This is a genomic window from Actinoplanes ianthinogenes, from assembly GCF_018324205.1.
Lineage (GTDB): Bacteria > Actinomycetota > Actinomycetes > Mycobacteriales > Micromonosporaceae > Actinoplanes > Actinoplanes ianthinogenes.
The window spans coordinates 155,909-181,038 of sequence record NZ_AP023356.1; the positions used below are offsets into that span (position 1 = coordinate 155,909).

Below are 25,130 nucleotides of genomic sequence, written 5' to 3' on the forward strand. Positions count from 1 at the left end.
CCAGTGACGATGCCACTCGAACGGGGTCCACGCCCGACACATTGGCCATTCGGTCACATCAATCCGCCCGAAGACAGGAGCCGGCTGCGTGCGGGCGGCTTCAGATCAGGCGTTGCTCGTGGGTGAAGACCACGATCTGCACCCGGTCACGCAGCTGGAGCTTGCTGAGCAGCTTGCCGACGTGCGCTTTCACCGTCGCCTCGGAGACGTGCAGCTCGGCGGCGATCTCCTGGTTGGAGCGGCCCCGGCCGACCAGGACCAGAACCTCCCGTTCCCGCTCGGTGAGCAGGCTCAGCCGGGCGTCGGCCGCGACCCGCACCGGTATCCGCGGCAGGAAGGTGTCGAGCAGGCGCCGGGTGACCACGGGCGCGACCACCGCGTGCCCACCGGCCACCGCGTGGATCGCGCTGACCAGGTCGGCCGGCGGCACGTCCTTGAGCAGGAAGCCGCTGGCGCCGGCCCGCAGCGCGGCATAGACGTATTCGTCGAGATCGAACGTGGTCAGGACCAGCACCCGGGCCGGGCTGCCCGAGCCGACGATCTCCCGGGTGGCCTCGATGCCGTCCAGCACCGGCATGCGGACGTCCATCAGCACCACGTCCGGCCGCAGCGCGCGGGTCATCCGGACCGCCTGCGCTCCGTCGCCGGCCTCGCCCACCACGGCGAGGTCCGGCTGTGCCTCCAGGACCAGGCGGAATCCGAGCGAGAGCAGCGGCTGGTCGTCGACCAGCAGCACCGACACCGTCATCGGACCGGCTCGGAACGCAGGGTGGCGTGCACCCGCCAGCCGGCGCCGGGGAGCGGGCCGGCCGCGACGGTGCCGCCGTGCAGCGCGGCCCGCTCCAGCATCCCGGCCAGCCCGTGCCGTTCCCCGGCGGCGGCCGGCCGGGCGCCGCGGCCGGCTCCGTCGTCCAGCACGGTCACGTCGGCGCCCCGCGCGTGGTACCGCACCGTCACCTCGGCGCGGGCGGCCGGCCCGGCGTGCTTGAGCGTGTTGGTCAGCGCCTCCTGGACGATCCGGTAGATCGCCAGGCCGGCTCCGGCGTTCCCGGCCCCGGGGGTGCCCTCCCTGGTCAGGCTGACCCGCAGACCGGCCGCCCGGACCCGGTCGAGCAGCGCGTCGAGGTCGTCGACGCCGGGCTGCGGAGCGCGGTCCGACGGGGTGCCCGACAGGTCGCGAAGCAGCCCCACCAGCCGCCGCATGTCGCCCAGCGCCTGCCGGCCGGTGGCCGAGGCCTGGCTCATCACCTCGGCGGCGCGGTCCGGCGCGGTCCCGGCGACCGCGGCGGCGCCGTCGGAGAGGGCGATCATCACGGCGATGTGGTGCGCGACCACGTCGTGCATCTCGCGGGCGATGCGGGCGCGTTCCTCGGTGACCGCGAGCCGGGCCCGGTCCTCCAGACTCGCCAGATAGGCCGCGCGGGTGCGCTGACTGATCCCGATCAGGGCGGTCGCCACCACCAGCGCGCCGACGGCGACGACGGCCGCCCAGTTCGGCTGGGCCAGGCCGGGCAGCAGGGTGACGGCCACCGCGGGCCAGGTGTAGGTCGCCGGGCGGTGCCGGGCCACCGCGTGCAGCGCCAGCAGGACGACCAGCAACCCGGCCGGGGCTTGCAGACCGGCCGCCTGGGAGACCCAGAAAGCGACCGTCACCAGCGCGAAGACCGGGACCGGCGCCTGCCGCCGCCAGACCAGCGGCACGGGCAGCAGGACCGCCAGCGCCCAGTCGGGCGGGCCGGTCGGGCCGACCGTGGCGCCGGTCCGGCCGGTCAGGATGAGGCCGCAGGCCAGGGCGGCCAGCGCGGCGATCCCGGCGTCGACCTTACGCGGGCTCATCGGCCCATTGTGGACCTGTCACGGGTCCCGCCTCCACAGCACCGCGCCGCCCGCCGCGAGCGCCAGCAGCACCCAGGCCAGGGTGACGGCGGCGGCCGGGCCGGGAGACAGCATGGTGAACGGGTTGCCGTCGCTGCGGACGGCGTAAAGAGCCTGGGCGGCGGCCACCGGGACGAACTTGACGACGTGGTCGCGTACCGACTCGGGCAGGGCGCCGGAGAGCAGCGCCGGGAGCACCAGGACCAGCAGCACGTAGACGGTGATGGCGGTCGCCGAGTGCCGCAGCACCGCACCCAGCCCGAGCCCGAACAGGGCCAGCGCGACCGGTGCGGCGGCCGCTCCGAGGACCGCCCGGAGGACATCCGGGTCGCCCGCGCCGAGCCGGTCCGCGGCCGGGGCGAACGACTGGCTGACCGCCAGCGAGGCGACGCAGACCAGGAGCATCACCGGCACCGCCAGGGCGGTCAGCGCGAGGGCCTTCGCCCCGAGGACCGGCAGGCGGCGCGGCACCGCGGCGAAGGTGGCCCGGATCAGCCCGGACCCGAACTCGCCGGTGATCGCCATGATCCCGAACGCGCCCAGGACCAGGGAGAACACGTCCACGCCGAGGAAGGCCCGGCCGATGATCTCGGCGGGGGTGTTGGAGGCGCCGGGCAGCCGGTTGGCGTTCCAGCCGATCACTCCGGCCAGGGTCACGGTGAGGATCGCGACCACGCCGAACATCGCCCAGGTGGAGCGCAGGGCACGCAGTTTGCCGCACTCGGCGGCGAGGACTCGGGGGAAGGTCACGCGGATCATGAGCGCACCAGGGCCATGTAGGCCTGCTCCAGGGACGCCTTGACCGGGGTGAGTTCGTACACCACCAGGTGCCGGGCGGCCGCGGTCGCGCCGATCTCCTCGATGCCCAGGCCGGCGACCTCCAGCAGGCCGGTCGCCGGTGCGGTGACCGTCGCCCCGCGAGCCGTCAGCAGGTCGCGGAGGCCGTCCGGGTCGGAGGAGCGGACCAGGCAGCGGTCCTGGCCGAGGAGATCGTCGAGTGCCGTGTCGGCGAGCAACCGTCCGTTACCGATGACCAGGAGGTGGTCCGCGGTCACCGCCATCTCGCTCATCAGGTGGCTCGAGACGAGGACCGTACGGCCCTCGGCGGCGAGCCGCCGCAGCAACGTCCGGATCCACAGCACGCCGTCCGGGTCCAGGCCGTTCACCGGCTCGTCGAGGATGACCACCGCGGGGTCGCCGAGCAGCGCGGCGGCTATCCCGAGGCGCTGGCCCATGCCGAGCGAGAAACCGCCGGCCCGGCGGGTCGCGACCGCGGCCAGCCCCGCCTCGGCCAGGACCTCGTTCACCCGGGTCCGGCCGATGCCGTGGGTCCGGGCCAGTCCGAGGAGGTGCTCGCGGGCCGTGCGTCCGCGGTGCACGGCCCGGCCCTCCAGCAGGGCGCCGGCCACCTTCAGCGGTGCCGGATGCTCGCGGTACGCCCGCCCGGCCACGGTCGCCCGGCCGGCGCTGGGGCGGTCCAGGCCCAGGATCATCCGCATCGTCGTCGACTTCCCCGCCCCGTTCGGGCCGAGGAAGCCGGTCACCCGTCCCGGGCGTACCTCGAACGACAACCCGTCGACCGCGGTCGTCGTTCCGAATCGCTTCACCAATCCGTCGACTTCAATCATGGCATCGACGCTAGAAATCCCGGCCCGGATCCGGACCCACCCACGGTCTAGCTTCGCACCGGCCGGCCTACTACCTCGGTCGAGTGCCAGGCGTCGACCAGGGCGGCATAAGGGCCAGGCTCGTCCAGCAGCGCGTGGTGCGGGCCGGACTGGACCAGACGGCCGTCGGCGAAGACCAGCACCCGGTCGGCGGCCTCGGCGGTCGGGATGCGGTGCGCGATCGAGATGGTCGTGCGGCCGTGGGTCAGCTCGGCCAGGGCACGCTGCACGGCGGCGTCCGTCTCCTGGTCGATCCCGGACGTCGCCTCGTCGAAGATGACCAGGTCCGGGTCGACCAGCGCGGTGCGGGCCAGGGCGACCAGCTGACGCTCCCCGATGGAGAGACGCTCACCGCCGACGCCGACCGCCAGGTGCAGCTTGGCGTGCCAATCGGCTAGCCCCAGCCGATCCAGGATCCGCCGGGCGTCCTGGTCACCGGCGCCCGGGACACCGATGCGGATGTTGTCCGCGATCGTGCCGTCGAACAGGAACGGGTCCTGAGGCACGATCACCACGCGGCCGGCGAGCTCGCCCAGCTCCTCCAGCAAGATCCCCGACAAACGGATACTTCCCGAGAAAGGCGACAGGCGCCGGGTGAGCAACTTGGCGAACGTCGACTTCCCCGAGCCCGTCCGGCCCACCACGGCGACGTGCTCCCCCGCCTCGATCCGGACCGAGACGCCGTGCAGCACGAGCGGCCCGCCGGGATAACGCGCAGAGATGTCGGATATTTCCACGCTGACCGGCCCGGCCGGCACCGCGAGGCCACCGACGACCCGGCCCGACGGCGTGGTGACCAACTCCAAAGCCCGCCGCCACCCGGTCAGCGCATTCTGCGCCTCCCCGAGACTCTGCACCACGAACTGCAACGGCCGGACGAAGAACGTCACCAGGAACACCATCGCCACCACCTGCCCGGCGGTGAACCCACCCCACCAGACGCCACCCAGCAACACGGTGACCGTCATCGTGGAGATCGCCAACTCCCCCAGCGACGCGTTCCCGTGCAGCGGCACCAGCGTCCCGATCAGGCTGTCCCGCGCCCGCTCCACCGCCCGGTCCAGCTTTCCCCGGGTCCGCTCCTGAGTCCCGGTCGACCGGATCAGCGGTCCGCCGATCACCGACTCCGCCACCACGCTCTGCATCGCCGACAGATCCCGGCGCGCCCGGTCGAAGCGCCGCCCGATCACCCGCTGGGTCCGGGTCATCGCCGCGATCAGCACCGCCGTGATCAGCAGCACCGGCACCGCCAGCTGCCAGCCGTACACCAGCAGGATCCCGGTCGCGATCAGCAACTGGGCCGCGTTGGTCACGAACTGGATGCCGCCGCCCTGGAGGAACGTGGTCACCTGGTCCAGGTCGCTGGTCAACCGGCTGACCAGGTCGGCGCTGGGCGCCCGGTCGGCGGTCGAGGCGGCCATGTCGTGCACCCGGCGCAGCCCGTCCCGGCGCAACCCGGCCAGGGCGGCCTCCACCCGGCTCTGCAGACGGCGGTTGAGCAGCAGCGAGGACGTACCGGCAAGCAGCACCGCGCCGACGCCCACCGCGACCGCCGGGCCGACCGTGTGGGGCGCGAGCCCCGCGTCGACGACGTGCTGGACGGTGAGCGGCGCGATGATCCGGCCGGCGCCGGCCAGCAGCGCGAGCAGCACCGTTCCGGCCAGGCCCTGCCGCAACTGCGGGGATTCCCGGACCGCGACGGCGATCAGCCGCCGTGGCCCGATCCCGCTCAGGTCGGTCAGCAGCTCAGTGGACAATCGGCACCTCATCCTCGATCCGGCCGTCCCGGAGCGTCACGATCTGGTCGGCCAGCGCGAGCGGGCCCGGCCGGTTGGTGCTGATCAGCACGGTCGGGCCGGGTTCGGCGGCCAGGCCGGCCAGCACCTGCTGTTCCACCCGGGCGTCCAGCGCCGAGGTGAAGTCGTCCAGGATCAGCAGCCGGGGCCGCCGCAGCAGCGCCCGGGCCAGGCAGATCCGCTGCCGCTGCCCGCCGGAGAGGGTGGCGCCCCGCTCACCCACCACGGTGTCCAGGCCATCCGGCAGGCCGCGCACGATCTCGTCGGCCGCCGCCCGCCGCAGCGCGTCCCACAGCTCGTCGTCGCGGTAGGACCCGTCGAGCACCAGGTTGTCCCGGATCGACTCGGCGAACAGGAACGGGCTCTGCGGCACCGTCGCGACGTGCGCCGGCACCGCGGCCCCGGTCAGCTCGCGCACGTCGGCGCCGTCCAGCAGCACGGTCCCGGTGTCGGCGTGGATCTGCCCGCCGGCCAGGTCGAGCAGCGTGGTCTTGCCGCTGCCGACCGCGCCGACGACCACGGTCACGGTGCCCGGTTCGAGCACCAGGTCGAGGTCCGCGAGCAGGGTCCGGCCCTGCCGGCTGACGCCGGCGCCGCGCAGTTCCACCCGCATCGCTCGCGGTCCGCTCAGCGTCCGGTCCCCTTCGCGTACGCGATGAGCACTCCCCAGCACCCCATACACCCGTTCCCGTCCCGCCGAGGACATCGGCAGCATCGACAGGAACCGGCTGATCACGTTCAACGGAACGGCGATCGTGATCAGCAGGTACACCACGCCGACCAGCGCACCCACACTGAGCGTTCCCTGCTGCACCCGGGGTGCCCCGATCACCAGCACCACCAGCACCGCCGCCGTCGGCAGCAGCTCCAGCAGCGGGTCGAAGACCGAACTGATCGAGGCCATCCGCAGATCCGCCACCCGCAGCTTCTCCACCCCGGGCGCGAACCGGCCGTCCTCCCGCTCGGTCAGCCCCAGGCTGCGCACCACCGGCCCGCCCGCGATCGACTCGTGCGCCACTCCGCTGACCACCCCGCGGGCGGCCTGCGCGTCCCGGGCCCGCGGCGCGAGCAGCCGCTGGTAGGTCACGTTCAGCGCGAACACCAGCCCGACCAGGGCGACGCCGACCAGGCCGAGGCCGAGCGCCTGGTGGAACAGCTCGGTGAGGGCGAGCAGCAGCATGCCCACCATGCCGACCGCCATATAGGCGAACTGCATCGGCGACCAGATCGCGTCGACGTCCCCACCGGCGTGCGCGAGCAGCCGGCCGGGCGAGCGCTCCCGATGCCAGTCCGGGTGCAGGTCGAGGTAGCGGTGCACGACGGCACGCCGCGTCTCGGCCTGAGCGCGGTACTGCACCCGGCCGGTGGCGACGCCGCGGATCAGGATGGTCAGCCAGCGGGTGGCCGAGACGCCGAGGACGAACAGCGCGCTGAGCCACCAGGCACGGGCCGGCACCCGGTCGCCGGAGAGCGCCGGCACCACCAGGTGGTCGGTGGCCCAGGCGATCGCGGACGCGCCGGCCACCATCGTGGATCCGTTGATCAGCCCGGCCACGGTGGCGACGACCGCGGCGCCGGGGTTGGCCCGGGCGCCGGCGAACTGGGTGGCCAGCGCGGACCGGTGGCGCAGATCGATCACGCGTTCTTCCGCTCGGCGCGGGCGATCGGTGCGCCGGCGCGCAGGCGTTCCAGGAACAGCACGATCGAGGCGGCCACCGTGCGGTGGTTCCGGTCGTTGAGCACGTCGTGCGGGGCGTCGGCGATGCTGACCAGGTCGGCGCGGGGCACCGAGGCGTACCACCGGCGGACGCCGTCGAGCGGGCTGACCGGGTCCTTCTCGCCGTGCAGGCCGAGGACCGGGACGGTGATCTCGCCCGGATCGTCCGGGTGGAACCAGTCGGCGGGCAGGTCGGTGAAGAGCTGTCCGGGGCGGACCTCGCCGTCGCTGATCCGCCCGCGGTGGGTGGGGCAGGTGGTACGTGCGTCCAGCTCGGCGGCCCAGTCCCGGTGCGGCGCGGCCTGCGGCGCGGCCGGCAGACCGGCCAGGATCAGCGCGGAGGCGCGGGGCAGTCGGCGGGTCGCGGCCAGGCTCGCGGCGTACGCCGCCCCGGCGTCCGACCCGACCACGATCCGCGGCTTCACCGGGTCGGCGCCGGTCAGCAACGCGGTCACCTGCTCCCGGGCACGGGCCGGGTCGTCGCTGGGCGCCGTGACGGCGTGCACCCGGTAGGCGTCGGCGGCCAGCCGGCGACCGAAGCGCTCGTAGACGCCGGGCGACTCGCCGCGTCCGGGGAGCAGGATCAGCGTTCCGCGCAGCGGGATCGGGTCGGGCTCGGTCCAGGTGCGGACGGCGTCCCCGGTAGCAAGGGTCATGCGACAGCCTTTCCTAGTTCGCCCACCAACCTAATAGGTTTTAGATCACCTGTCCAAGCCCTTCTCGGCGGGCCATACTGACCCGCATGAGTTCGTCATCAAGTCCTACCGAGCCCATCGGCGAAACAGGTCGGATTCTCCGCTACGTGGTGATCGGCGCGGGCGCGGTGGGCGCATCCGTCGCCGCCGAGCTGCACCGCGCCGGAGCCGACACGCTGCTGGTCGCCCGCGGCGCCCAGCTCGCCGCGCTGCGCGAGCAGGGGCTCACCTACGTACGCCCCGGCGGCGTCCACCGGTTGCGCATCCCGGTAGCGGCCGGACCCGAAGAGGTGGAGCTGACCGAGACCGACGTCCTGGTGCTGGCCACCAAGTCGCAGGACACCGCGGCGGCGGTCCGCGAGTGGGCCTGGCGCCCGGTCAAACGCGCCGACGGCCGGACCGGCGTCGCCGCCACCGACCTGCCCCTGATCACCCTGCAGAACGGCCTCGACAACGAACGGACCGCCCTCCGCTCGTTCGCCCACGTGATCGGCGGCGTGGTGTGGATCCCGGCGACCTACCTGGTGCCGGGCGAGGTGGTCAACCACGCCGAGCCGGTCCCGGCCGTGCTGTTCCTCGGCCGCTATCCGGCCGGCAGCGACGAGGTGACCGAGCGGGTCGCGGCGGGACTGCGCCCGGGCGGCTTCACCGTGCACGTGGTCCCGGACATCACCGCGCACAAGGCCGCCAAGCTGCTCGGCAACCTGCTCAACACGCTCGACGCCCTCTACCGGCCCAGCGCGCTGCGGGACGCCGTACTGGCCGGAGCGCGAGCCGAGGCGGCCGCGGTCTACGCCGCCGCCGGGATCACCCCGGCCACCCCCGATCGGGGCACGTTCACCTCGGTGGAGATCCCCACCCACCCCCAGGCCGGCAGCTCGACCCGGCAGAGCCTGACCCGATCGACGCTGCCCGAGACGGATTTCCTGGACGGCGAGATCGTGCTGCTCGGACGCTTGCACGGCGTGCCGACGCCGGTCGCCGCCGCGATCCAGGCCCGCCTGCACCGCGCGCTCGCCGAGGGCACCCCGGCCGGTTCACTGGACGACGCCGACCTGCGGGACACGGTCCCGGCCGGGTGATCCGCGCTCAGCGGAACAGCCGGGGCCCGAGCAGCCCGGGAAGGGCGCCGAACAGGATCGCATGAGCGGGATCGCTGGTCAGCCAGAGCAGCCGATGCCGCGTGCCGTCGCGCAGCGTGATCCGCAGCGCGTCGTTGAGGATTCCGTGGCGCAGCCGCGCCGTGGCGATCGCGTCGAAGGCGAAGTACCGGTTGGTGCGATGCTCGGCCAGGATCGCCTCCCGGTGGTAGGCGAACCAGTCGGCGCCGGCCACCGGGAGCGGCGGCCGGACCGTCGGCCCGGTCCCGTTCGCCATGGTCTCGGACAGGTCCAGCCGCCGGCGCACCAGCGCGTCCGGTGTCAGCCACAGCTCACCGTGTATCCAGTCGCCCCACCCGCTGGTGCAGCTGCGGCTCACGCACTGCGCCGTCCCGGTCACTCCGGTGATCCTAGGCGCCTGCACACCTCGCGGAGATCCGCATCGCCGGGCGAGGTGAAACCCGCGGAGATGTCGTCCGCCGGGTCGGCCTTCTTGAAGACCGCGGCCGGCTTCGGACACTCCTGATAACCGTCGGACGAGTCCTTCTTCGGCGTGTCGCTGTCCGGCTCGGCGCTCCAGCCGGTCGTAGCGTCACCGACAAATCAGGATGGACGCTCAGGTCGTACCGAAAATGGGTTTAAAGGGGTTTGGTGCACAGCACGTCGGGCATCGGCAGGTAGCCGAGCTCCTGCCAGAAGCGCAGGCCGGCCTCGTTCTCCGGCATCACCAGCAGGTTGATCCGGGGGCAGCCGAGCGCCCGGAACCGGCCCTCCAGCTCCCGCACCAGCGCCGTCGCGATTCCCTCACGGCGGCGGGCCGGGTCGACCGCGAGGCGCAGGATCCAGCCGCGGCGGCCGTCCCAGGTGCCCAGCACCACCCCGGTGACCCGTTCGCCGTCGACCGCGACCAGGAACAGCTCGGGGTCGCGAGCCAGTTTCAGCTCCAGCTCGGCGCGCGGGACCACCTCACGCGCGGCCGCCGCCCACACGGCGGCGACCGCGTCGTAGTCGTCCCAGCGGAAGCTGCGGATCACCGCTTCCTGCCCGGGAGGGCGCCGGCCAGCAGCTGCACCAGGTGGATGCCGGAGACGTCGGCCAGGTCGTCCGCCTGGGTGCGGCAGGAGAAGCCGTCGGCCAGGAAGATGTCGCCCTCCTCGGCCTTCTCCAAGGCGGGCAGCAACTGCTGCTCGGCGACCTGCACCGACACCTCGTAGTGCCCGCGCTCCACACCGAAGTTCCCGGCCAGGCCACAGCACCCGCCGAGCCGCTTGACCGTCGCCCCGGCCTGCTTGAGCAGCTTGGCGTCGGCCTCCCAGCCCATCACCGCATGGTGGTGACAGTGCGGCTGGGCGACCACCCGGACACCGTCCAGCGACGGCGGCGTCCACCCCGGCGTGGCCGCGAGCAGCTCGGCGACGGTCTTGGTGGCCGCGGCCACCTCGCGGGCCGCCTCGGTGTCCACCAGCTCGACCGCGTCGCTGCGCAGCACCCCGGTGCAGGACGGCTCCAGCCCGACGATCGGGATGCCCTTCTTCACCGCCTGGTGCAGCTCGTTCACCGTGACGCCGAGGATCCGGCGGGCCGCGTCCAGCTGCCCGGTGCTGATCCAGGTCAGCCCGCAACACGCCTTCTTGCTGGTCACCTGGGGCGCGTATCCGGCGTCGACGAGCAGGTCGACGGCCGCCTGCGCGATCTCCGGCGCGAAGTGGTCGGTGAAGCTGTCGACGAAGACGATGACGGGTCTACCGGTCTTGATCGGCTTGAAAGTCGACTTGAAGGTCTTGGCGGCGAAGGTCGGGATCGACCGCCGCGAGTCGACCCCGGCGAGGTAGAGCGCCAGGCCCCGGATCCCCGGCAGGCTGGTCATCAGGTTCGCGACGGCCGGCATCCTGGACGCCAGCCGCGACCAGCGCGGCAACCAGCCCAGCGAATAGTGCGACCGCGGCCGGGTCCGCCCCTTGTAGCTCTGGTGCAGAACCTCGGACTTGTAGGCCGCCATGTCGATCCCGGTCGGACAGTCCGAAGCACAGCCCTTGCAGGACAGACAAAGATCAAGGGCGTCGTGTACGGCCTCCGCCCGCCAGTCCGGCGCCAAATCCCCGTCCAGCATCTCCTGAAGCACCCGCGCCCGCCCACGGGTCGAGTCCTTCTCGTTCCTGGTGGCCAGGAACGACGGGCACATCACCCCGCCCAGCACCGTGGTGTCCACCCGGCACTTCCCCACCCCGGTGCACCGGTGCACGGCCTGGTTGAAGTCCCCGCCGTCGTGGTGATACGCCAGCGCCAGCGGCACCGTCACCTTGCGCGCCTGCGACACCCGGATGTTCGCGTCCACCGGATCCGGGTCGACCAGGTTGCCCGGGTTCAGCAGATTGCCCGGGTCGAAGGTGTGCTTGATCTGCCGGAACAGGTTCATCGCCTCGGGCGAGTACATCCGGCTGAGCAGCTCGCTGCGCGCCCGCCCGTCCCCGTGCTCGCCGGACAGCGACCCGCCGTAGCTGACCACCAGGTCGGCCGCGTCCTCCAGGAACGCCCGGAACTTGCCCGGCCCGCCCGGGGAGTCCAGCGGGAAGTCCAGCCGCACGTGCACGCAGCCGTCGCCCAGGTGCCCGTACGGCATCACGGCCAGCCCGTGCCGGGCGCACAGCGCGTCGAAGTCCCGCAGGTACGCCCCGATCCTGGCGGGCGGCACCGCGGCGTCCTCCCACCCGGCGTGCGCGGGCAGCCCGCTCGGGGCGCGCCCGGCCAGCCCGGCGCCGTCCTCGCGGATCTTCCACAGCGGCGCGGCCTTCGCGGTGTCCTCGACGATCACGTGGTCCACCGCCTCGGACGCGGCGACCAGGCCCCGGACCCGCTCGCGAACCTCGTCCAGGTCGTCGCCGGCGATCTCCACCATCAGCCAGGCGGTGCCGCTGGGCAGCGGCGGGACGGCGTCCGGTCCGCGGCGGCTGCGCACCACATCACAGATCCGGTGGTCCAGGCCCTCGCAGGCGGTCGGGGTGAACTCGAGGATCGCCGGGATGACGTCGCCGGCCGTACCGAAATCGGGGTAACCGAGGACGACCAGCACGCGGTGCGCGGGGTCGGCGACCAGCCGGACGGTCGCCTCGGTGACGATCGCCAGGGTGCCCTCGCTGCCGACCAGGAACTCGGTGAGGTTGAACCCGTTCTCCGGGAGCAGGTGCTCGACCGCGTAGCCGGAGACCTGGCGGCCGAAGGTGGCGAACTCGGTCCGGCCGACCGCCAGGTGCGCCCCGATCACGTCCCGCAGCGCCGCGACGGTCTTCTCCGCGCCGCTGAGCTCCGGCCCGGTGACCAGCACCTCGCCGTCGACCGTGAACGCCCTGAGCGCGACCGTGTTGTCCGAGGTCCGCCCGTATCCGAGGGTCCGCGAGCCACACGAGTTGTTGCCGATCATGCCGCCGATGGTGCAGCGGGTGTGCGTCGACGGATCCGGCCCGAACCGCAGCCCGTAGGGTTTCGCGGCCGCCTGGAGCACCGCCTGCACGGTGCCCGCCTGCACCCGGGCGGTCCGGGTCTCCGGGTCGACCTCCAGCACCTTGTTCATGTGGCGGCTGAAGTCCAGGATCACGCCCGGCCCGATCGCGTTGCCGGCCACCGAGGTGCCCGCACCCCGGGCCGTGATCGGAATGCCCAGCTCACGGCAGACCCGCAGGGTCGCGGCCACATCGTCGTCGTGGCGCGGCCGCACGATCGCCTGCGGCACGACCCGGTAGAGGGAGGCGTCGCTGGCGTACGCCGAACGGTGTGCCGAATCGGTCAGCACGTCGGGGACGCCGGCTCGGGCCAGGGCTTGCACCAGGTCGGTGGAGATCGCTGCGGTTGTCACGTATCAGGGCAATCTGTAGGCGGTGTAGCGGGGCGGCTCGCACATTACCGACAGCCTAGGTCGGGGTGGCGGAGGCTTCCCGCAGCTCGGGACTAGGTCACACGCACCGCTGCCGATCATGAACGCGCCGCCGCGGGTTCCGGCCCGCCTGCGGGACCAGCGGCCCCGGGAAGGGTGAACCAGAAGCGGCTTCCGCCGCCCGGGTTCTCGTCGGCGCCGATCCGCCCGCCGTGGCGCTCGACGATCCGCTTGCAGATCGCCAGGCCGAGGCCGGTCCCGGGATAGCCGCCGCTGTTGGCGCAGCGGTGGAACGCGTCGAAGACCCTGGGTCGTTCGGCGGCGGGAATGCCGATGCCGCGATCGGCGATCTCGACGAGCACGGTGCCGTCGACCCGGGTGCGGGCGCTGAGTTCGATCCGGGGAATCACTCCGGTGCCGCGACCGGCTTGATCAAATCCTCTGCTGACCTCCGCGTCCGCGGACACCACGCCTGGGGAAGGATCGGCCGCTGAACGGAGCGCCAGGCCGGGTCGGAGGCAGGAAAGTCAGATCAGTCGCGGATTTCCAGACCGAGGGCCAGAGCGATGGTGACAGCCTGATCCGGCGTGATGACGGCCCGCCGGATCTGGGTCCTCGCCGGATCCAGCGCCGACAGATCGCTACCACGCAGATCGCAGCGGCTCAGATCGGCCGACTCCAGCAACGCCCCGGACAGGTCAGCCCCCCGCAGGGTGCCCCCGGCGCAGCGCACGCCGGTCAGATCCGCCTCCCGCATCCGCACGCCGGTGAACGTGGCGCCGCCCAGCTCGGCGCGGCGCAGCGAGGCGAACGACCAGTCCCCGCCATCCACCGTGAGCAGCTCGAACTCGCAGCGCTCGAACACGCTGCCGGTCAGCTTGCAGCCGGTGAACGTGGCGTCGAAGAAATTGCACCCGGTGAAGGTGCAGTTGATGAACGCGACGTCGGACAGCTCGGCGCAGTTGAACCGGGCGTTGCGGAACGTGCAGTCGGTGAACTCGACGCCCTGCAAGCTGGTCTCGCAGAGGTCGAGGTCGACGAACGCGACGCCCTCGTGGGCCCGGCGCTCGCCGACGCCGCTGTCCCAGTCCGCGGTGGTGACGGTGGAAGCCATGACCCCGACCCTAGAGCCGGGGTCCGACAAATCCGCGCGAGGATCAGTTGGTGATGTCCGGGCAGTGGTTGGCGTTGCCCGCGACGCGGCTGGTCCGGGAGAACTTGGCGCCGCTGTACTTGTACTCGTACGTGTAGTAGACGCTCGGGCAGGACTGGTCGGTGTGCTTGTCGACGCCGTAGGCCTGGATCGTCACCACGCCGTTCTTGACCTTCATGGTGTCCAGGTACGGCAGGTCGTCCGGCCCGACGTCCTGGAGCAGGGCGCCGAGCCGTTTCGGCTTGGCGGCCGGCGACGTGCCGTCGAAGACGTCCACCACCGTCGGCCAGTAGGACGTGATCGGCGAGCACGCGTGCGCGACCAGCGCGTCGAAGGTGCCGTCGCCGTTGACGTCCGCGGTGATCACCTTCTGGATCATCACCTTCTGCGGCGCCTCGCACGGCTCGACGAACTTCTTCCAGTTGGCGTCGGTCCCGGCCCCGGCCAGGATCCCGCCGTCGCCGGGATCGCTGGTCGGGGTGGCCTTCGTCGTCGTGGCCGGCCGGGTGGTGGCGGTCGCCGCCGGCTGCTCGGTGGCGGTGGTGGTCGCCGCCGGGGCGCTGCTCGCGCCGGCCGTGGTGCCGGTGCCGGTGGTGGTTCCGGTGTCGGTGGTGCTTGAACCGCTGGAGCAGGCCGCGGTGAGCGCGAGAGCGCCGATGGCGACGGACGTGAACAGGCCGGCTCGTTTCAACACGTGAATCCCCGCTTGGTATCAGGGGCGGTCGTCCCCATCGGACCGCCTCGTCAGAGACTCTAGGAGACTTCTGGGAGCGCTCCCTCCCCGATCCGTGCCACGTCGATCACATCGTGCGGAGTGCCTCGGTGGGCGACAGCCGGGCCGCCCGCATCGCCGGATAGAGCCCGGCGCAGCCGCCGATCAGCACTGCCGTGGCCAGGCCCGCGCCGACCGCCCACGCCGGGACCAGGGTCGGCCAGCCCCGGGCGGACGCCATCGCGAACGTGATGACCGTCCCGAGCGCCACCCCCGCCGCGCCGCCACCCACGCCGAGCAGCAACGACTCGGTCAGGAACTGCGCGCCGACATGTCCGCGGGTGGCGCCGAGGGCCCTTCGCAAACCGATTTCGGTACGCCGCTCCAGCACCGAGATCACCAGCACGTTGGCGATCCCGATCCCACCCACCAGCAGCGCCACCGCACCCAGCCCGAGCAGCAGCACCGTGGTCCCGCCGGTGACCGCGAGCCGTGCGGTGAGCGCCTCCGACGGCCGGCTCACCGCCACCTCCTCGGGATGCGACGGATCCGCCGCCCGCCCGAGCAGCCCGGCGACCTCCCCGGTCCGGGACGTCTGCGCCCGCACGAAGATCCTGGTCGGATGCCCCTCGTAGCCGAAGTCCGCGGTCGCGACCGGCGCACCGATCAGTGCCGCCGTGTCCAGTTCGGGCGCCAGCTCGATCGGGGCGAGCACCCCGACCACGGTGAACCACCGATCCCCGAGCCACACCCGCGGCTGCCCGCCGACGTCCCGGATGCCGAGCACCGTCGCGGCGTAGTGCCCGAGCACCACCGCCGGATAGCGGACCAGCGCCGCGTCCAGGAACCTGCCGTGCGCCAGCGTCCCGTCGAGCGTCGCCAGCAGACCGGGGTCCGCGACGCGGACCGAGAGCCCACCGGTGCGGCCGGGCGGGATGCGGTCGCTGCGATAGACCCGGACCGGCAGGGTCGCGGTCACCGCGGAGGACAAGACGCCTTCGGTACGCGAAACCGCCGCCCCCGCCGACACCGGAAGCTCCGCCTCGGCCCCGCGCAGCGTCTTCCCGTTCGCCACCGTCAGCAGATTCGTCCCGACCCGATCGATCTGGGCCAGCACGTCCGCCTGACTGGACCGGGTCACGCCGAGCACCGCCACCATCGCCGCGATCCCGATCGCCACCCCGATGATCGACAGGGCGGTCCGGCCCGGCCGGGAGCGCAGCCCGACCGTGCTGACCGGGAGCAGGTCCGCCGCCCGCAGCCGGGACCTCACGACACACCTCCGGAGTCGCGGACCACCCGGCCGTCCTCGATCTCCACCCGCCGGTGCATGGCCGCGGCGACCCGCTCGTCGTGGGTGATCACCACAATGGTCACGCCGTCCGCGTTGAGCTCGTGCAGCAACTCGACCACGCCGGCGCCGGAGGCCGAGTCGAGGTTGCCGGTCGGCTCGTCGGCGAGGACCACGGCGGGGCGGCCGACCAGGGCGCGGGCGATCGCCACCCGCTGGCGTTCGCCGCCGGACAGGTGTGCGGCCGGGAAGCCGGCCCGGTGGGCGAGACCGACCCGGTCCAGGGCGTCCCGGGCGGCCCGCCGGCGGTCGGCGCCCGGCACCCCGCGGTACAGCAGGCCGGTGCCCACGTTGTCGATCGCGGTCAGCCGTTCGAGCAGGACGAACTGCTGGAAGACGACACCGAGCCGGTGCGCGCGCACCCCGGACAGCTGGCGGTCGCGCAACTTCTCCACCGGCACGCCCCCGATGCGTACCGAGCCGGCGGAGGGACGGTCCAGGCCGGCCGCCAGGTTGAGCAGCGTGGTCTTGCCGGAGCCGGACGGGCCGGCGACCGCGACCAGCTCGCCGCTGCGCACGGTGAACGTGACCCCGCGCAACGACGCCACCGGCGGTGTGCCGGGGTAGACCTTGTGGACGTCGAGGAGTTCCAGAACGGCGGTCATGCCGGCACCTCCACGGACTGGCCCTCGGTGAGGCCGCTCTTGACCTCGACCCGGCCGCTGCTCTCGTCGAAGTCGCCGAGCTGGACCGGGACCAGCGTGCCGCCGGCCAGCCGTACCTGATAGCCGCCGCCGGGCCGGGCGAGCAGCGCGGCGATCGGCGCCAGCAGCACGTGTTCCTTGGCGCCGGTGGTGACGTCGACGGTCACCGGGGTCTCGCTCACGGCGAGGCCGCGGGGCAGCCGGACGGCGACGGTGACCGGGACGGTGGCCGCGTCCGGGTTCTGCGGGTCGGCGTCCGGTGAGTTCGCCGGGAGGGTCGCGGCCTGGCCGATCTCGGTCACCCGGCCGGGGATCGGGTCGGCGTCCGGCAGCTCGACGCTGACCCGGTCGCCGACGTGCACCCGGCTGAGGCTGTCGGTTTGCACCTGGGCGATCACCGCCCGCTCGGTGGACGTCCCGGTCAGCACGGTCGTGCCGGGGCCGACCGGCGCGCCGATCCGGGCCGACCGGGTGGTGACCCGCACCGGGGTGGGCAGGAAGACGACGTCGCCCTGGGTCAGGGTGCCGGTGCGTTCCCACCAGCGGCGGCCCCAGGACGCCTCCCAGCGACGGATCGCGGCAGCGGTGGCGGCGCTGAAGTGCCGGTCGACCGTCATCCGGTGATCCGGATCCAGGCCGAGTGCCACCAGGTTGGTCTCCAGTTGGCGGACGTCGGGACCGTCGCTCATGCCGTACCGGAAATCGCGGTAGGCCGGCACCGCGCCCAGCAGCAGGCGGACCGGATGGTCGGCCACCCGGAACAGGATCCTGCCGCGGCCGATGGTCGCGCCCGGCGCGGCCGAGGCGGTGAGCACGCCCGCCTCGCCCTGATGGTCGATCGTGTACGACCCGGTGTAACTCAGCTCCCCGCCGACCTGCACCGTCTGGGTGAGCCTGCCGCGGGTGACCTCGGCGGTCCCGGTGGTGATCTCGGCGGCCGGCGCCTGCGCCGCGTGCGGTTCGGCCTGCGCGGCGTAGGCGACCCCGGCCGCCAGCGGCGCGGTCACCACGATCGCGAGCGCGACACCGCGGCGGCTCACTTCTTGCCTCCGCTGCCGCCGGTGATCTTCACCGAGCCGTCCCAGACGGTGTGGCAGGCCTGGTCGGCCTTGTCGCGCAGTGACCCGGGAATGCCGTTGGCCAGGGAGGTGCCGGTGACGTCGAACTCGCCGGCCGCGTTCGGGTCGGGGAAGTCCGGGATGCCGTGCTTGCGCACGCAGTCCGCGTATGCGGCGAGTTTCCGCAGGTCGTCGGCGGAGAACTGCTCCTTGGGGCGGAACGCGTTGGGCGGGTAGCTGTCCTCGATCGACTGGCAGGCGTTGATGATGGCCTGGTGTTTGCGCAGGTCGTCCTTCCAGTTGTAGTCGCCGGCCGGGAACTGGAGATAGCCGTCCTGGCTGAGCTCGGCGTCCGGCATCCGGGTCAGGCCCTTGTCGCGCAGGCACTGGACCCACTGTTGGCCGAGGGCGAGGAGTTGTTGCCGGTTCGACGACGCGCTCGGCGCGGCGGACGGCGTGCCGTGGTCGCAGCCGGCCAGGCCGGCGGCGAGCACCGCGATGATCAGCACTGCCGATGATGTCTTGGTCATGGCTCCACGGTGGTCGCCACGATGATCGATCTCGTCCGACCACGGTCGGTCGTTCCGCCCGTGGTGGTACCGCTGATGTAAGACCTGGGTCTGACGCGGTCCGGCGCTCGGATTCCTACGATGAGGGGCGTGCCGCGTCGATTCCTGACCGACGCCGGTCTCGCGCTGGCGTTGTTCCTGTTAACGGTGATTCCCTGGCTGGTCAATGGACTCATGACCGGCCAGAAGGCGAAGGCGCCCGCCGAGCTGTCGGCCGGCTGGTGGATGCTGGCCGGGCTCATCATCGCCGGTCTGCTGCTCCGGCGGCAGCGTCCGTGGCTGGCGCTCGCGCTCGTCGGGGTGGGCGTGTTCGGCCATCTGATCACGCAGACCAAGTTCCAGCTGATCGACCTCGCCCTGCCGCTGATGATGTACACGATGGCCGACGGCGCCCGGCGGCGCCGCACCGCGATCATCCTGCTCACCGCGCTGATGAGCCTGACCTACTCGGCGATGCTGATCAGCCGGGTCCAGGTCAACCAGGAGTCCCTCGGGGCCGCCAAGGACGCGCAGGCGGCGAAAGAGGGCCAGGTCGTCGAGCGGATCATCGTCGGCACGAGCGTGCCGGCGCAGGATACGCACTGGTGGGTCGATCCCGTGGTGGACACCAGCCAGGCCGCGCTGGAGTTGTGGCTGCTGCTGGTCGCGGCGTACGCGGTCGGCGACGGGATGCGCAGCCGGCGCGCCCACCTGGCGGCCGTCGAGCAGCGGACCGCCGATCTGGCCCGGGAGGAGCGGCAGCGGGCCGCCCTCGCGGTCGCCGCCGAGCGGGCCCGGATCACCCGGGAGCTGCACGACGTGGTGGCGCACGGGATCTCGGTGATGGTGGTGCAGGCGCAGGGCGCGGCCGCCGCCCTCGACCGGCATCCGGACCGCGCCGCGACCGCCCTCGACCACGTGATCGCCACGGGCCGCTCGTCGCTCGCCGAGATGCGCCGCCTGCTCGCCGCCAATCGGTCCGAGCGGGCCGCGCCTTCCGCTCTCACGGCGACCCGGGCTTCGCCCGGCGCGGAGGCGGTGACCCGGGCGTCGTCCGGCGTGGAATCGGCTGCTGGGGCCCCGTCCGCCGTGGAGGCGGCTCGGGGTTCGCCCGGCGCGAAAGCGGCTTGGGGTTCGTCCGGCGAGGACGTGGCGGCTCGGGCCTCGCGGGGAGTGGATCCCGCCTTCCCGCGGGCCGAGGCGGTCGAGCTCGCGCCACTGCCGGGGATCGGGGCGGTGCCCGCGCTCGTCGACCAGTTGCGGCTCGCCGGGATGCGGATCGAGCTGCACATCGACGGGGTGCCCGAGGTGGTGCCCGCCGCCGTCGACCTGTCGGCCTACCGGATCGTGCAGGAGGCGCTGACCAACATTCTGAAGCACGCCGGGCCGGACGCCGCGGCCGAGGTCAGGCTGCGTTTCGACCCGGACCGCCTGCGGGTCGAGGTGGTCGACGACGGGTGCGGACCGGCCGGCGCCGGCGCGGACGGGCACGGGAACGGGCTGCGCGGTATCGCCGAGCGGGTCGCCATGCTCGGCGGCGCTCTGGAGACCGGGCGCGGGCCCGGCGGCGGGTTCCGGGTCGGCGCGCTGCTGCCGGTGGACCCATGAGCGTGCGCGTGGTGCTGGTGGACGACCAGACGCTGGTGCGCACCGGGTTCCGGCTGGTGCTCGACGAGACCGGCGACATCGAGGTGGTCGGTGAGGCGGCCGACGGCGCGCAGGCCCTGGACGTGGTCGCCCGGACCCGGCCCGACGTGGTGCTGATGGACGTCCGGATGCCCGGCCTCGACGGCATCGAGGCCACCCGCCGGATCCGGACCGGCCCGTACCCGGCCCGCGTCATCATCCTGACCACCTTCGACCTGGACGAGTATGTCCTGGCCGGCCTGCGCGCCGGCGCCAGCGGCTTCCTGCTCAAGGACGCGCTCGCCGTCGACCTGATCTCCGCGGTCCGGGTGGTCGCCGCCGGCGAGTCGGTGGCCGCGCCCAGCGTGACCCGGCGGCTCATCGCGCACTACCTCGGCAGTGTCCCGCCGCGGCCCGCCGCCGATCAGCGGCTCGCCGCCCTCACCGGCCGCGAGCGGGAGGTGCTCACCCTGGTCACCCGCGGGCTGTCCAACGCCGAGATCGCCGCCACCCTGGTCCTGTCGGAGAGCACCGTCAAGACCCACCTGGGCCGGATCCTGGCCAAACTGGGCCTGCGCGACAGGGTGCAGGCGGTGATCCTCGGCTACGAGTGCGGCCTGGCCGACGCGGTCCAGTGATCGCCGGGCCGCCACCGGTCACCGAGCCGGCTCCGGTGCGGGCCGGACGGCCACCGGCGAACGACCTTCGGCCGGGATCGAGCTGTTCTGACGGGTTTCTGATCGACCGGCGCCGGTCGCGTCGGGTCCCCTGGTGGACATGCTGGCTGTGCGAGCCGACCGGCTCTTCGACGGCGTCAGCGCGAACCCGGTCGAGAAACCCACGGTACTGATCGAGAACGGACGGATCCTCGCGGTCCGATCCGGTGGCGACCTGCCCGCCGACGCCGAGGTCGCCGACCTGGGCGCGGTCACCCTGCTGCCGGGGCTGGTCGACTCCCACGTCCACCTGGTCTTCGACGCGAGCCCCGACCCGGTCGGCCGGCTGGCCGAGGCCGACGACGAGCAGGCGCTGGTGACGATGCGGGCCAACGCCCGGCTCGCGCTCGCGTCCGGCATCACCACGGTTCGCGATCTCGGCGACCGCGGGTACCTGTCGTTGCGGCTGCGCGACAAGCCGACGGCCGACCCGGCCGCCGGGCCGCTGCTGCTCACCGCCGGTCCGCCGATCACCACCGGCACCGGTCACTGCTGGTTCCTCGGCGGCGGCGTCGGGAGCGGGCCGGAGGCGATCCGGGCCGCGGTGCGCGAGCACGCCGACCGCGGAGTCGACGTGATCAAGCTGATGGCCACCGGTGGCGAGCTGACCCCCGGCACGGCCTCGCACGTCTCTCAGTTCGGAGTCGCCGAGCTGCGGGCGGCGGCCGACGAGGCGCACCGGTGCGGCTTGCCGGTGACGGTGCACGCGCACGGCGGTCCCGGCATCGCGGACGCGGTGGCGGCCGGTGTGGACATGATCGAACACGGCACGTTCATGACCGCTGACGGGGCCGCGGCCGACCCGGCGGTGGTCGAGGCGATCGCGGCGGCCGGCATCCCGATCGGTGCCACGGTCGCCCTGAAGCCGGTGCCGGGAGTGGCCCGGCCGCCGCGGATCGAGATGATGCTGCCGCTGCTCATCCGGGTGTTCCTGGAGCTACGAGCGGCCGGGATCCCGCTGGTGTGCAGCAGCGACTCCGGGATCGGGCCGCTGAAACCGGCGGACGCGCTGGCCTACGGCCCGGCCATGATGGTGAACCTGCTCGGCGTGGCACCGGCCGAGGCGCTGCGATCGGTCACCTCGGTCGCCGCCCGGGCGTGCGGCCTCGGCGACCGCAAGGGCCGGATCGCCTCCGGTTACGATGCCGACCTGCTCGCGGTCGTCGGCGACCCACTGACCGATCCGGCGGCCCTGCCAACGGTCGCCGCCGTCTTCCGGGCCGGCCACCGGGTCCGCTGACCGATCCGGCTCGCCGACCGTCCCGGCGGTCCGGGGCCGTTTCCGATCCCCGGAACGCGCGACCGGCGCAAGCGGAGGATCAGGACCAGACCGAGCGTACCGAAGCAGCGATGACCTCGGCCTGGGCCAACCCGGCGCGAACGGACGGGCCGCGCCGCGCCGGGTCCATGAAGTTGGTGCCGAAGGCCTCGATCGAGGCCTCGTCCGGCTCGATCAGCAGGGTCTTCGCGGCGCCGGTCGACGACAGCTCGGTGACGATCCGGTCCCGGCTGAGCATGGCGAGCGGGGCGATCACCACCACCCGCTCCGCGCCCGCGGCCAGGTCGGCGCCGGCACCCACCCGGACCCCGCCGTCCATGTAGCGACGCCCGTCGATGGTGATCGGCGGCATCAGGCCGGGCACCGCACAGCTCGCGGCGACCGCTTGCAGCAGCGGCACTCCCGACTTGGCGTCCAGCACCGCGTCCCGGCCGTCCGCCGTGTCGACCACGGTGATCCGCAGGTCGCGGTCCGGCCAGTCGCGCACCGGCAGGATCGCCTCGATCTGGGCGAGGAACCTCTCCTCCTCGGGCGTCGCGGCGGCCAGCGCCATCGCGCCGACCTGCGCGCGGGCCTGCTGGGCCGGGACCGACGGGTCGAGCAGCACCGACAGCGCGGCCAGCCACCGGCTGCCGCTGCCCTCGCTGCGGCCGCCGGGCCGGACCGGAGCGGCCTCGACCTCCTGGAGCGCGACCGCCGCCTCCAGATCGATGTCCGCGGCCACGAGTGTGCCGACGACCGAACCGGCCGAGGTGCCGATGATCGTGTCCGCGCCGGTCAGCGAGATGCCGGCGCGCTGAAGGCCGCACAGCAGGCCGAGATGCCAGGCGATACCGGTCACACCGCCGCCGCCGAGAACGAGAGCCCTTGTCATGATCCTGAACGGTAACCAGCCGAGGTGGCCGAGGAAAGAGGTGACCGCGCCGTTGTCCGCCGGGATCGTCGCCGCCGTCCTGTTCGCCGCGGTGCTGCACGCCGCCTGGAACGCGATCGCGCACGCGATCCCGGACCGCCTGATCGGCTTCGTGCTGATCCAGCTGGCGTCCGCCGTCGTGGCCCTGCCGATGGTGCTGGCCGCCCCGGTGCCCGCCGCGCCGGCCTGGCCCTGGCTGCTCGCGTCGGTGGCGGTGCACGTGGTCTACATCGTGTTGCTGATGCGTGGGTACCAGCTCGGCCACTTCAGCCAGGTCTACCCGCTGACCCGGGGCGCCTCACCGCTCCTGGTCGCCGGCGGCGCCGCGCTGATCATCGGCGAGGTCCCCGGACCGATCGCACTCCTCGGCGTAGTGATCATCTCGGTCGGCCTGGGCACCCTGCTGTTCGCCGGCGGCGTTCCCGGGCGGGCGCAGCTGCCGGCGATCACCGCGGCGTTGCTCACCGGGGTCAGCATCGCCGCCTACACCACGATCGACGGGATCGGCGTCCGCGCGGCGGGCAGCACGGTCGGTTACGCCGGCTGGCTGTTCCTGCTGATGGGCCCGGCGATCCCGCTGGTCGCGGTGGTGATGCGCGGCCGCAAGCTGCTCGCCCAGCTCCGTCCGCACCGCACGATCGGCCTGACCGGCGGGCTGCTCTCGGTGGGCGCCTACGGCCTGGTGCTGTGGGCGCAGACCCGTGGCGCCCTCGCCCCGGTCGCCGCGCTGCGGGAGAGCAGCGTGGTGATCGCCGCGGTGATCGGTGTGGTCCGTTTCGGCGAGCCCTTCGGCCGCTGGCGCGTCATCTCGTCGATCCTGGTCGCCGCCGGAGTCATCCTGGTCAGCGTCTGACCGGGCGCGCGCCGGATGAACTTTTCGGCCGGCGCCTCGACCCGGCGCGCCCGGAACCGTAGCCTGGCCACCAGGAGAACGTCGGGTTACGGAAGGTTTCCACGATGACCGTTGCCACGGTCGACATCGGCACCAGCCCGGACGGGACCCTGGTGATCCGCCCACACGGGACCCTGGCCGACGCCGACGCGGTCGAGTTGCAGGGCGCCCTGGAGCACGCCATCCGGCACACCCGCCCGCTGCGCCTGGTCCTGGACCTGGCCGACCTCGACGACCTGGACCCGATCAACCTGGGTTCGCTGGCCGCCGCCTGCCGCCTGGGCGACGACCACCATGTGGCGGTCTTCCTGGACCATCCGCACGCGACGATCGCCGAGCGGCTGACCTCGGCCGGCGTGCCGGTGCACCGCCTGCGGCACATCGACGGGACCGCCTGCTGAAGTGGCCGCTATCGGCGGCGGGTCCGGCGGCGCAGCAGGACGGCGGCGGCGAGGAGCACGGCGATCCCGGCGAGCAGGAAGAGCAGGATCGGGGGACGGCCGGTCTCGGGTTCGGCGGCTGTGACGACGGCGGGCGGCTGCTGGCCGGCGGACGGCTGCTGGCCGGCGGACGGCTCGACTTGCGACGGCTCGATTGGCGACGGCTCGATTGGCGACGGTGAGGGCGACGGCGGGTTGGGCAGCGGGTGGCGGAACAGGGTCGGCTTCGACCCCTCCGAGATGGTCAGCAACGCGGTCCCGTCCGGGGTGTACGCCACCGACTCGCCCTGTGGCTCGTCCGGCAGCGCCACCTGCCGCGGCGTCCCCGTGGTGATCGCCTTGACCACGTCGCCACCGGGCACGTCGTACTCGAAAGCGTCCGCGTAGGTCCGCAACACCACCCGAGAGCCGTCCGGGCTGGTGGCCGCCCCGGTGATCACCATGCGTCCCGGGAACGAGAACGGGTTGCTGGTGGTGGTCATCGGCACGGTCACCGTGCCGGCCGCGCGCAGCGGCGTCGTCCCACCCGCCCGCAGAGCCCCGGCCAGCACGTAGACGCCGGCCGCCCCGGGCGTCTTGGTCACCACGACCGGGCTGCCGTCCGCCCCGATCAGCAGGGCCTCCGCGTCGTGCGCCCCGTCCGGATAGGCGAGCCGGAACAGCTTCGGCTTCGACGCCCCCGGCGCGAGCCGCCACAGCCCGATGGTCTCCCGGTTATCCCCGTTGTCCCCGATGTCGGCGACCCAGAGTGTCCCGTCCCGCCCGAGCTGGAGATCCTCGGTGTCCCGCGGCCGCGACGGATAGGACACCGCCTTTCTCGTCGAGCAGTCCCGCTTCAGATAGAAGATCTTCCGATGCGACGCCTCGTCCGCGCTGTCATTGACCACCACATAGCCGTCACTGGTCGCCACCAGCCCGGAGATCTCGTCCAACCGCTTGTCGTCGACCTGGCAGACCGGGCCGGCCGCCACCGCGGCGGCAAGCATCGAGGCGAGCAGCATGCCCCCATTCGACCACGAGGCCGCCAACGCCCGGGCGCGGTCGCCGCCGAGCACGGTGGACGGTCGCTGGAATACTGCG

General features: G+C 73.0%; 25 protein-coding genes. 6 read left to right on the forward strand and 19 right to left on the reverse strand.

From position 1 onward, the window contains the following. Window positions 1–100 precede the first annotated feature (100 nt). Genes Aiant_RS00725 through Aiant_RS00755 form a run of 7 tightly spaced genes read right to left on the reverse strand, consistent with a single transcriptional unit; the run spans window position 101 to window position 7,711 of the window. Entirely contained in the window at window positions 101–748 is a 648-nt protein-coding gene (locus Aiant_RS00725; protein ID WP_189334107.1) for a response regulator, read from the reverse strand. Further along, on the reverse strand, window positions 745–1,836 hold the full coding sequence (locus Aiant_RS00730) for a sensor histidine kinase (RefSeq protein ID WP_189334106.1): 1,092 nt from the start codon (window positions 1,834–1,836) through the stop codon (window positions 745–747). Before Aiant_RS00730 ends, Aiant_RS00725 begins: the two co-directional genes overlap by 4 nt. 18 nt (window positions 1,837–1,854) lie before the next feature. Further along, window positions 1,855–2,634 (reverse strand): ABC transporter permease subunit, encoded by a 780-nt coding sequence (locus tag Aiant_RS00735; RefSeq protein ID WP_189334105.1) that lies wholly within the window; start codon window positions 2,632–2,634, stop codon window positions 1,855–1,857. Continuing rightward, entirely contained in the window at window positions 2,631–3,503 is an 873-nt protein-coding gene (locus Aiant_RS00740; protein WP_189334104.1) for an ATP-binding cassette domain-containing protein, read from the reverse strand. The genes Aiant_RS00735 and Aiant_RS00740 overlap by 4 nt, the downstream gene beginning before the upstream one ends. Before the next feature lie 47 nt (window positions 3,504–3,550). After that, the gene (locus tag Aiant_RS00745) at window positions 3,551–5,299 is read right to left on the reverse strand and encodes an ABC transporter ATP-binding protein (protein ID WP_212846884.1); all 1,749 of its coding nucleotides are present in this window, start codon (window positions 5,297–5,299) and stop codon (window positions 3,551–3,553) included. Next, window positions 5,289–6,977, reverse strand: coding sequence for an ABC transporter ATP-binding protein (locus Aiant_RS00750; protein WP_212846886.1), 1,689 nt, complete (start codon window positions 6,975–6,977; stop codon window positions 5,289–5,291). Before Aiant_RS00750 ends, Aiant_RS00745 begins: the two co-directional genes overlap by 11 nt. Further along, window positions 6,974–7,711, reverse strand: coding sequence for an alpha/beta hydrolase (locus Aiant_RS00755; protein WP_189334102.1), 738 nt, complete (start codon window positions 7,709–7,711; stop codon window positions 6,974–6,976). Before Aiant_RS00755 ends, Aiant_RS00750 begins: the two co-directional genes overlap by 4 nt. A gap of 146 nt (window positions 7,712–7,857) precedes the next feature. Here Aiant_RS00755 and Aiant_RS00760 point away from each other — a divergent pair, with 146 nt between their 5' ends. Further along, the gene (locus tag Aiant_RS00760) at window positions 7,858–8,832 is read left to right on the forward strand and encodes a ketopantoate reductase family protein (RefSeq protein ID WP_189334101.1); all 975 of its coding nucleotides are present in this window, start codon (window positions 7,858–7,860) and stop codon (window positions 8,830–8,832) included. Window positions 8,833–8,839: 7 nt separating this feature from the next. Here the strand turns inward: Aiant_RS00760 and Aiant_RS00765 are convergent, their stop codons facing one another. The 10 genes from Aiant_RS00765 to Aiant_RS00810 form a co-directional block, all read right to left on the reverse strand. Continuing rightward, window positions 8,840–9,250 carry a hypothetical protein gene (locus Aiant_RS00765; protein WP_189334100.1) on the reverse strand — a complete coding sequence of 137 codons (411 nt, stop codon included), beginning with the start codon at window positions 9,248–9,250 and terminating at the stop codon, window positions 8,840–8,842. A gap of 238 nt (window positions 9,251–9,488) precedes the next feature. Then, window positions 9,489–9,884, reverse strand: a complete 396-nt coding sequence (locus Aiant_RS00770) for a GNAT family N-acetyltransferase (RefSeq protein WP_189334099.1) — start codon at window positions 9,882–9,884, stop codon at window positions 9,489–9,491. Then, on the reverse strand, window positions 9,881–12,700 hold the full coding sequence (locus Aiant_RS00775; protein ID WP_189334098.1) for an FAD-binding and (Fe-S)-binding domain-containing protein: 2,820 nt from the start codon (window positions 12,698–12,700) through the stop codon (window positions 9,881–9,883). Before Aiant_RS00775 ends, Aiant_RS00770 begins: the two co-directional genes overlap by 4 nt. Window positions 12,701–12,816: 116 nt before the next feature. Then, complete coding sequence (locus Aiant_RS45355; RefSeq protein ID WP_425322654.1) at window positions 12,817–13,080, reverse strand: sensor histidine kinase; 264 nt, start codon at window positions 13,078–13,080, stop codon at window positions 12,817–12,819. 170 nt (window positions 13,081–13,250) lie between these two features. Further along, on the reverse strand, window positions 13,251–13,832 hold the full coding sequence (locus tag Aiant_RS00785) for a pentapeptide repeat-containing protein (protein ID WP_189334097.1): 582 nt from the start codon (window positions 13,830–13,832) through the stop codon (window positions 13,251–13,253). 43 nt (window positions 13,833–13,875) lie between these two features. Next, window positions 13,876–14,565 (reverse strand): hypothetical protein, encoded by a 690-nt coding sequence (locus Aiant_RS00790; RefSeq protein ID WP_189334096.1) that lies wholly within the window; start codon window positions 14,563–14,565, stop codon window positions 13,876–13,878. 106 nt (window positions 14,566–14,671) lie between these two features. Beyond that, on the reverse strand, window positions 14,672–15,856 hold the full coding sequence (locus tag Aiant_RS00795) for an ABC transporter permease (RefSeq protein ID WP_189334095.1): 1,185 nt from the start codon (window positions 15,854–15,856) through the stop codon (window positions 14,672–14,674). After that, window positions 15,853–16,539: an ABC transporter ATP-binding protein gene (locus Aiant_RS00800; protein ID WP_189334094.1), complete on the reverse strand. Its 687-nt coding sequence runs from the start codon at window positions 16,537–16,539 to the stop codon at window positions 15,853–15,855. The genes Aiant_RS00795 and Aiant_RS00800 overlap by 4 nt, the downstream gene beginning before the upstream one ends. Further along, a complete protein-coding gene (locus Aiant_RS00805; RefSeq protein ID WP_189334093.1) occupies window positions 16,536–17,618 on the reverse strand; it encodes an HlyD family secretion protein in 1,083 nt (360 codons plus the stop codon). The genes Aiant_RS00800 and Aiant_RS00805 overlap by 4 nt, the downstream gene beginning before the upstream one ends. Next, complete coding sequence (locus Aiant_RS00810; protein WP_189334092.1) at window positions 17,615–18,166, reverse strand: hypothetical protein; 552 nt, start codon at window positions 18,164–18,166, stop codon at window positions 17,615–17,617. Before Aiant_RS00810 ends, Aiant_RS00805 begins: the two co-directional genes overlap by 4 nt. A gap of 129 nt (window positions 18,167–18,295) precedes the next feature. Between Aiant_RS00810 and Aiant_RS00815 the strand changes: the two genes are divergently transcribed. The 3 genes from Aiant_RS00815 (at window position 18,296) to Aiant_RS00825 (ending at window position 21,766) form a co-directional block, all read left to right on the forward strand. Continuing rightward, entirely contained in the window at window positions 18,296–19,792 is a 1,497-nt protein-coding gene (locus tag Aiant_RS00815) for a histidine kinase (protein WP_189334091.1), read from the forward strand. Then, on the forward strand, window positions 19,789–20,448 hold the full coding sequence (locus Aiant_RS00820) for a response regulator (RefSeq protein WP_189334090.1): 660 nt from the start codon (window positions 19,789–19,791) through the stop codon (window positions 20,446–20,448). Before Aiant_RS00815 ends, Aiant_RS00820 begins: the two co-directional genes overlap by 4 nt. A 139-nt stretch (window positions 20,449–20,587) precedes the next feature. Continuing rightward, window positions 20,588–21,766: an amidohydrolase family protein gene (locus tag Aiant_RS00825; protein WP_189334089.1), complete on the forward strand. Its 1,179-nt coding sequence runs from the start codon at window positions 20,588–20,590 to the stop codon at window positions 21,764–21,766. A 79-nt stretch (window positions 21,767–21,845) separates the two neighbouring features. Here Aiant_RS00825 and Aiant_RS00830 read toward each other — a convergent pair whose 3' ends face one another. Then, complete coding sequence (locus tag Aiant_RS00830; protein WP_189334088.1) at window positions 21,846–22,679, reverse strand: patatin-like phospholipase family protein; 834 nt, start codon at window positions 22,677–22,679, stop codon at window positions 21,846–21,848. 40 nt (window positions 22,680–22,719) lie between these two features. On the opposite strand from Aiant_RS00830, the gene Aiant_RS00835 reads away from it, so the two are divergent. Together Aiant_RS00835 and Aiant_RS00840 are read left to right on the forward strand one after the other, a co-directional pair. Next, the gene (locus Aiant_RS00835; protein WP_212846890.1) at window positions 22,720–23,571 is read left to right on the forward strand and encodes a DMT family transporter; all 852 of its coding nucleotides are present in this window, start codon (window positions 22,720–22,722) and stop codon (window positions 23,569–23,571) included. Window positions 23,572–23,675: 104 nt separating this feature from the next. Beyond that, on the forward strand, window positions 23,676–24,011 hold the full coding sequence (locus tag Aiant_RS00840; protein WP_189334087.1) for an STAS domain-containing protein: 336 nt from the start codon (window positions 23,676–23,678) through the stop codon (window positions 24,009–24,011). Between the two features lie 8 nt (window positions 24,012–24,019). Here Aiant_RS00840 and Aiant_RS00845 read toward each other — a convergent pair whose 3' ends face one another. After that, a complete protein-coding gene (locus Aiant_RS00845) occupies window positions 24,020–25,051 on the reverse strand; it encodes a hypothetical protein (RefSeq protein WP_189334086.1) in 1,032 nt (343 codons plus the stop codon). Between the last annotated feature and the right edge of the window lie 79 nt (window positions 25,052–25,130).

Bases quoted from the DNA above. Each gene is read 5' to 3' on its own strand.
- Aiant_RS00725 (WP_189334107.1), bottom strand. From the start codon at position 748: ATGACGGTGTCGGTGCTGCTGGTCGACGACCAGCCGCTGCTCTCGCTC.
- Aiant_RS00730 (WP_189334106.1), bottom strand. From the start codon at position 1,836: ATGAGCCCGCGTAAGGTCGACGCCGGGATCGCCGCGCTGGCCGCCCTG.
- Aiant_RS00735 (WP_189334105.1), bottom strand. From the start codon at position 2,634: ATGATCCGCGTGACCTTCCCCCGAGTCCTCGCCGCCGAGTGCGGCAAA.
- Aiant_RS00740 (WP_189334104.1), bottom strand. From the start codon at position 3,503: ATGATTGAAGTCGACGGATTGGTGAAGCGATTCGGAACGACGACCGCG.
- Aiant_RS00755 (WP_189334102.1), bottom strand. From the start codon at position 7,711: ATGACCCTTGCTACCGGGGACGCCGTCCGCACCTGGACCGAGCCCGAC.
- Aiant_RS00785 (WP_189334097.1), bottom strand. From the start codon at position 13,832: ATGGCTTCCACCGTCACCACCGCGGACTGGGACAGCGGCGTCGGCGAG.
- Aiant_RS00800 (WP_189334094.1), bottom strand. From the start codon at position 16,539: ATGACCGCCGTTCTGGAACTCCTCGACGTCCACAAGGTCTACCCCGGC.
- Aiant_RS00810 (WP_189334092.1), bottom strand. From the start codon at position 18,166: ATGACCAAGACATCATCGGCAGTGCTGATCATCGCGGTGCTCGCCGCC.
- Aiant_RS00820 (WP_189334090.1), top strand. From the start codon at position 19,789: ATGAGCGTGCGCGTGGTGCTGGTGGACGACCAGACGCTGGTGCGCACC.
- Aiant_RS00825 (WP_189334089.1), top strand. From the start codon at position 20,588: ATGCTGGCTGTGCGAGCCGACCGGCTCTTCGACGGCGTCAGCGCGAAC.
- Aiant_RS00830 (WP_189334088.1), bottom strand. From the start codon at position 22,679: ATGACAAGGGCTCTCGTTCTCGGCGGCGGCGGTGTGACCGGTATCGCC.
- Aiant_RS00840 (WP_189334087.1), top strand. From the start codon at position 23,676: ATGACCGTTGCCACGGTCGACATCGGCACCAGCCCGGACGGGACCCTG.
- Aiant_RS00845 (WP_189334086.1), bottom strand. From the start codon at position 25,051: ATGCTGCTCGCCTCGATGCTTGCCGCCGCGGTGGCGGCCGGCCCGGTC.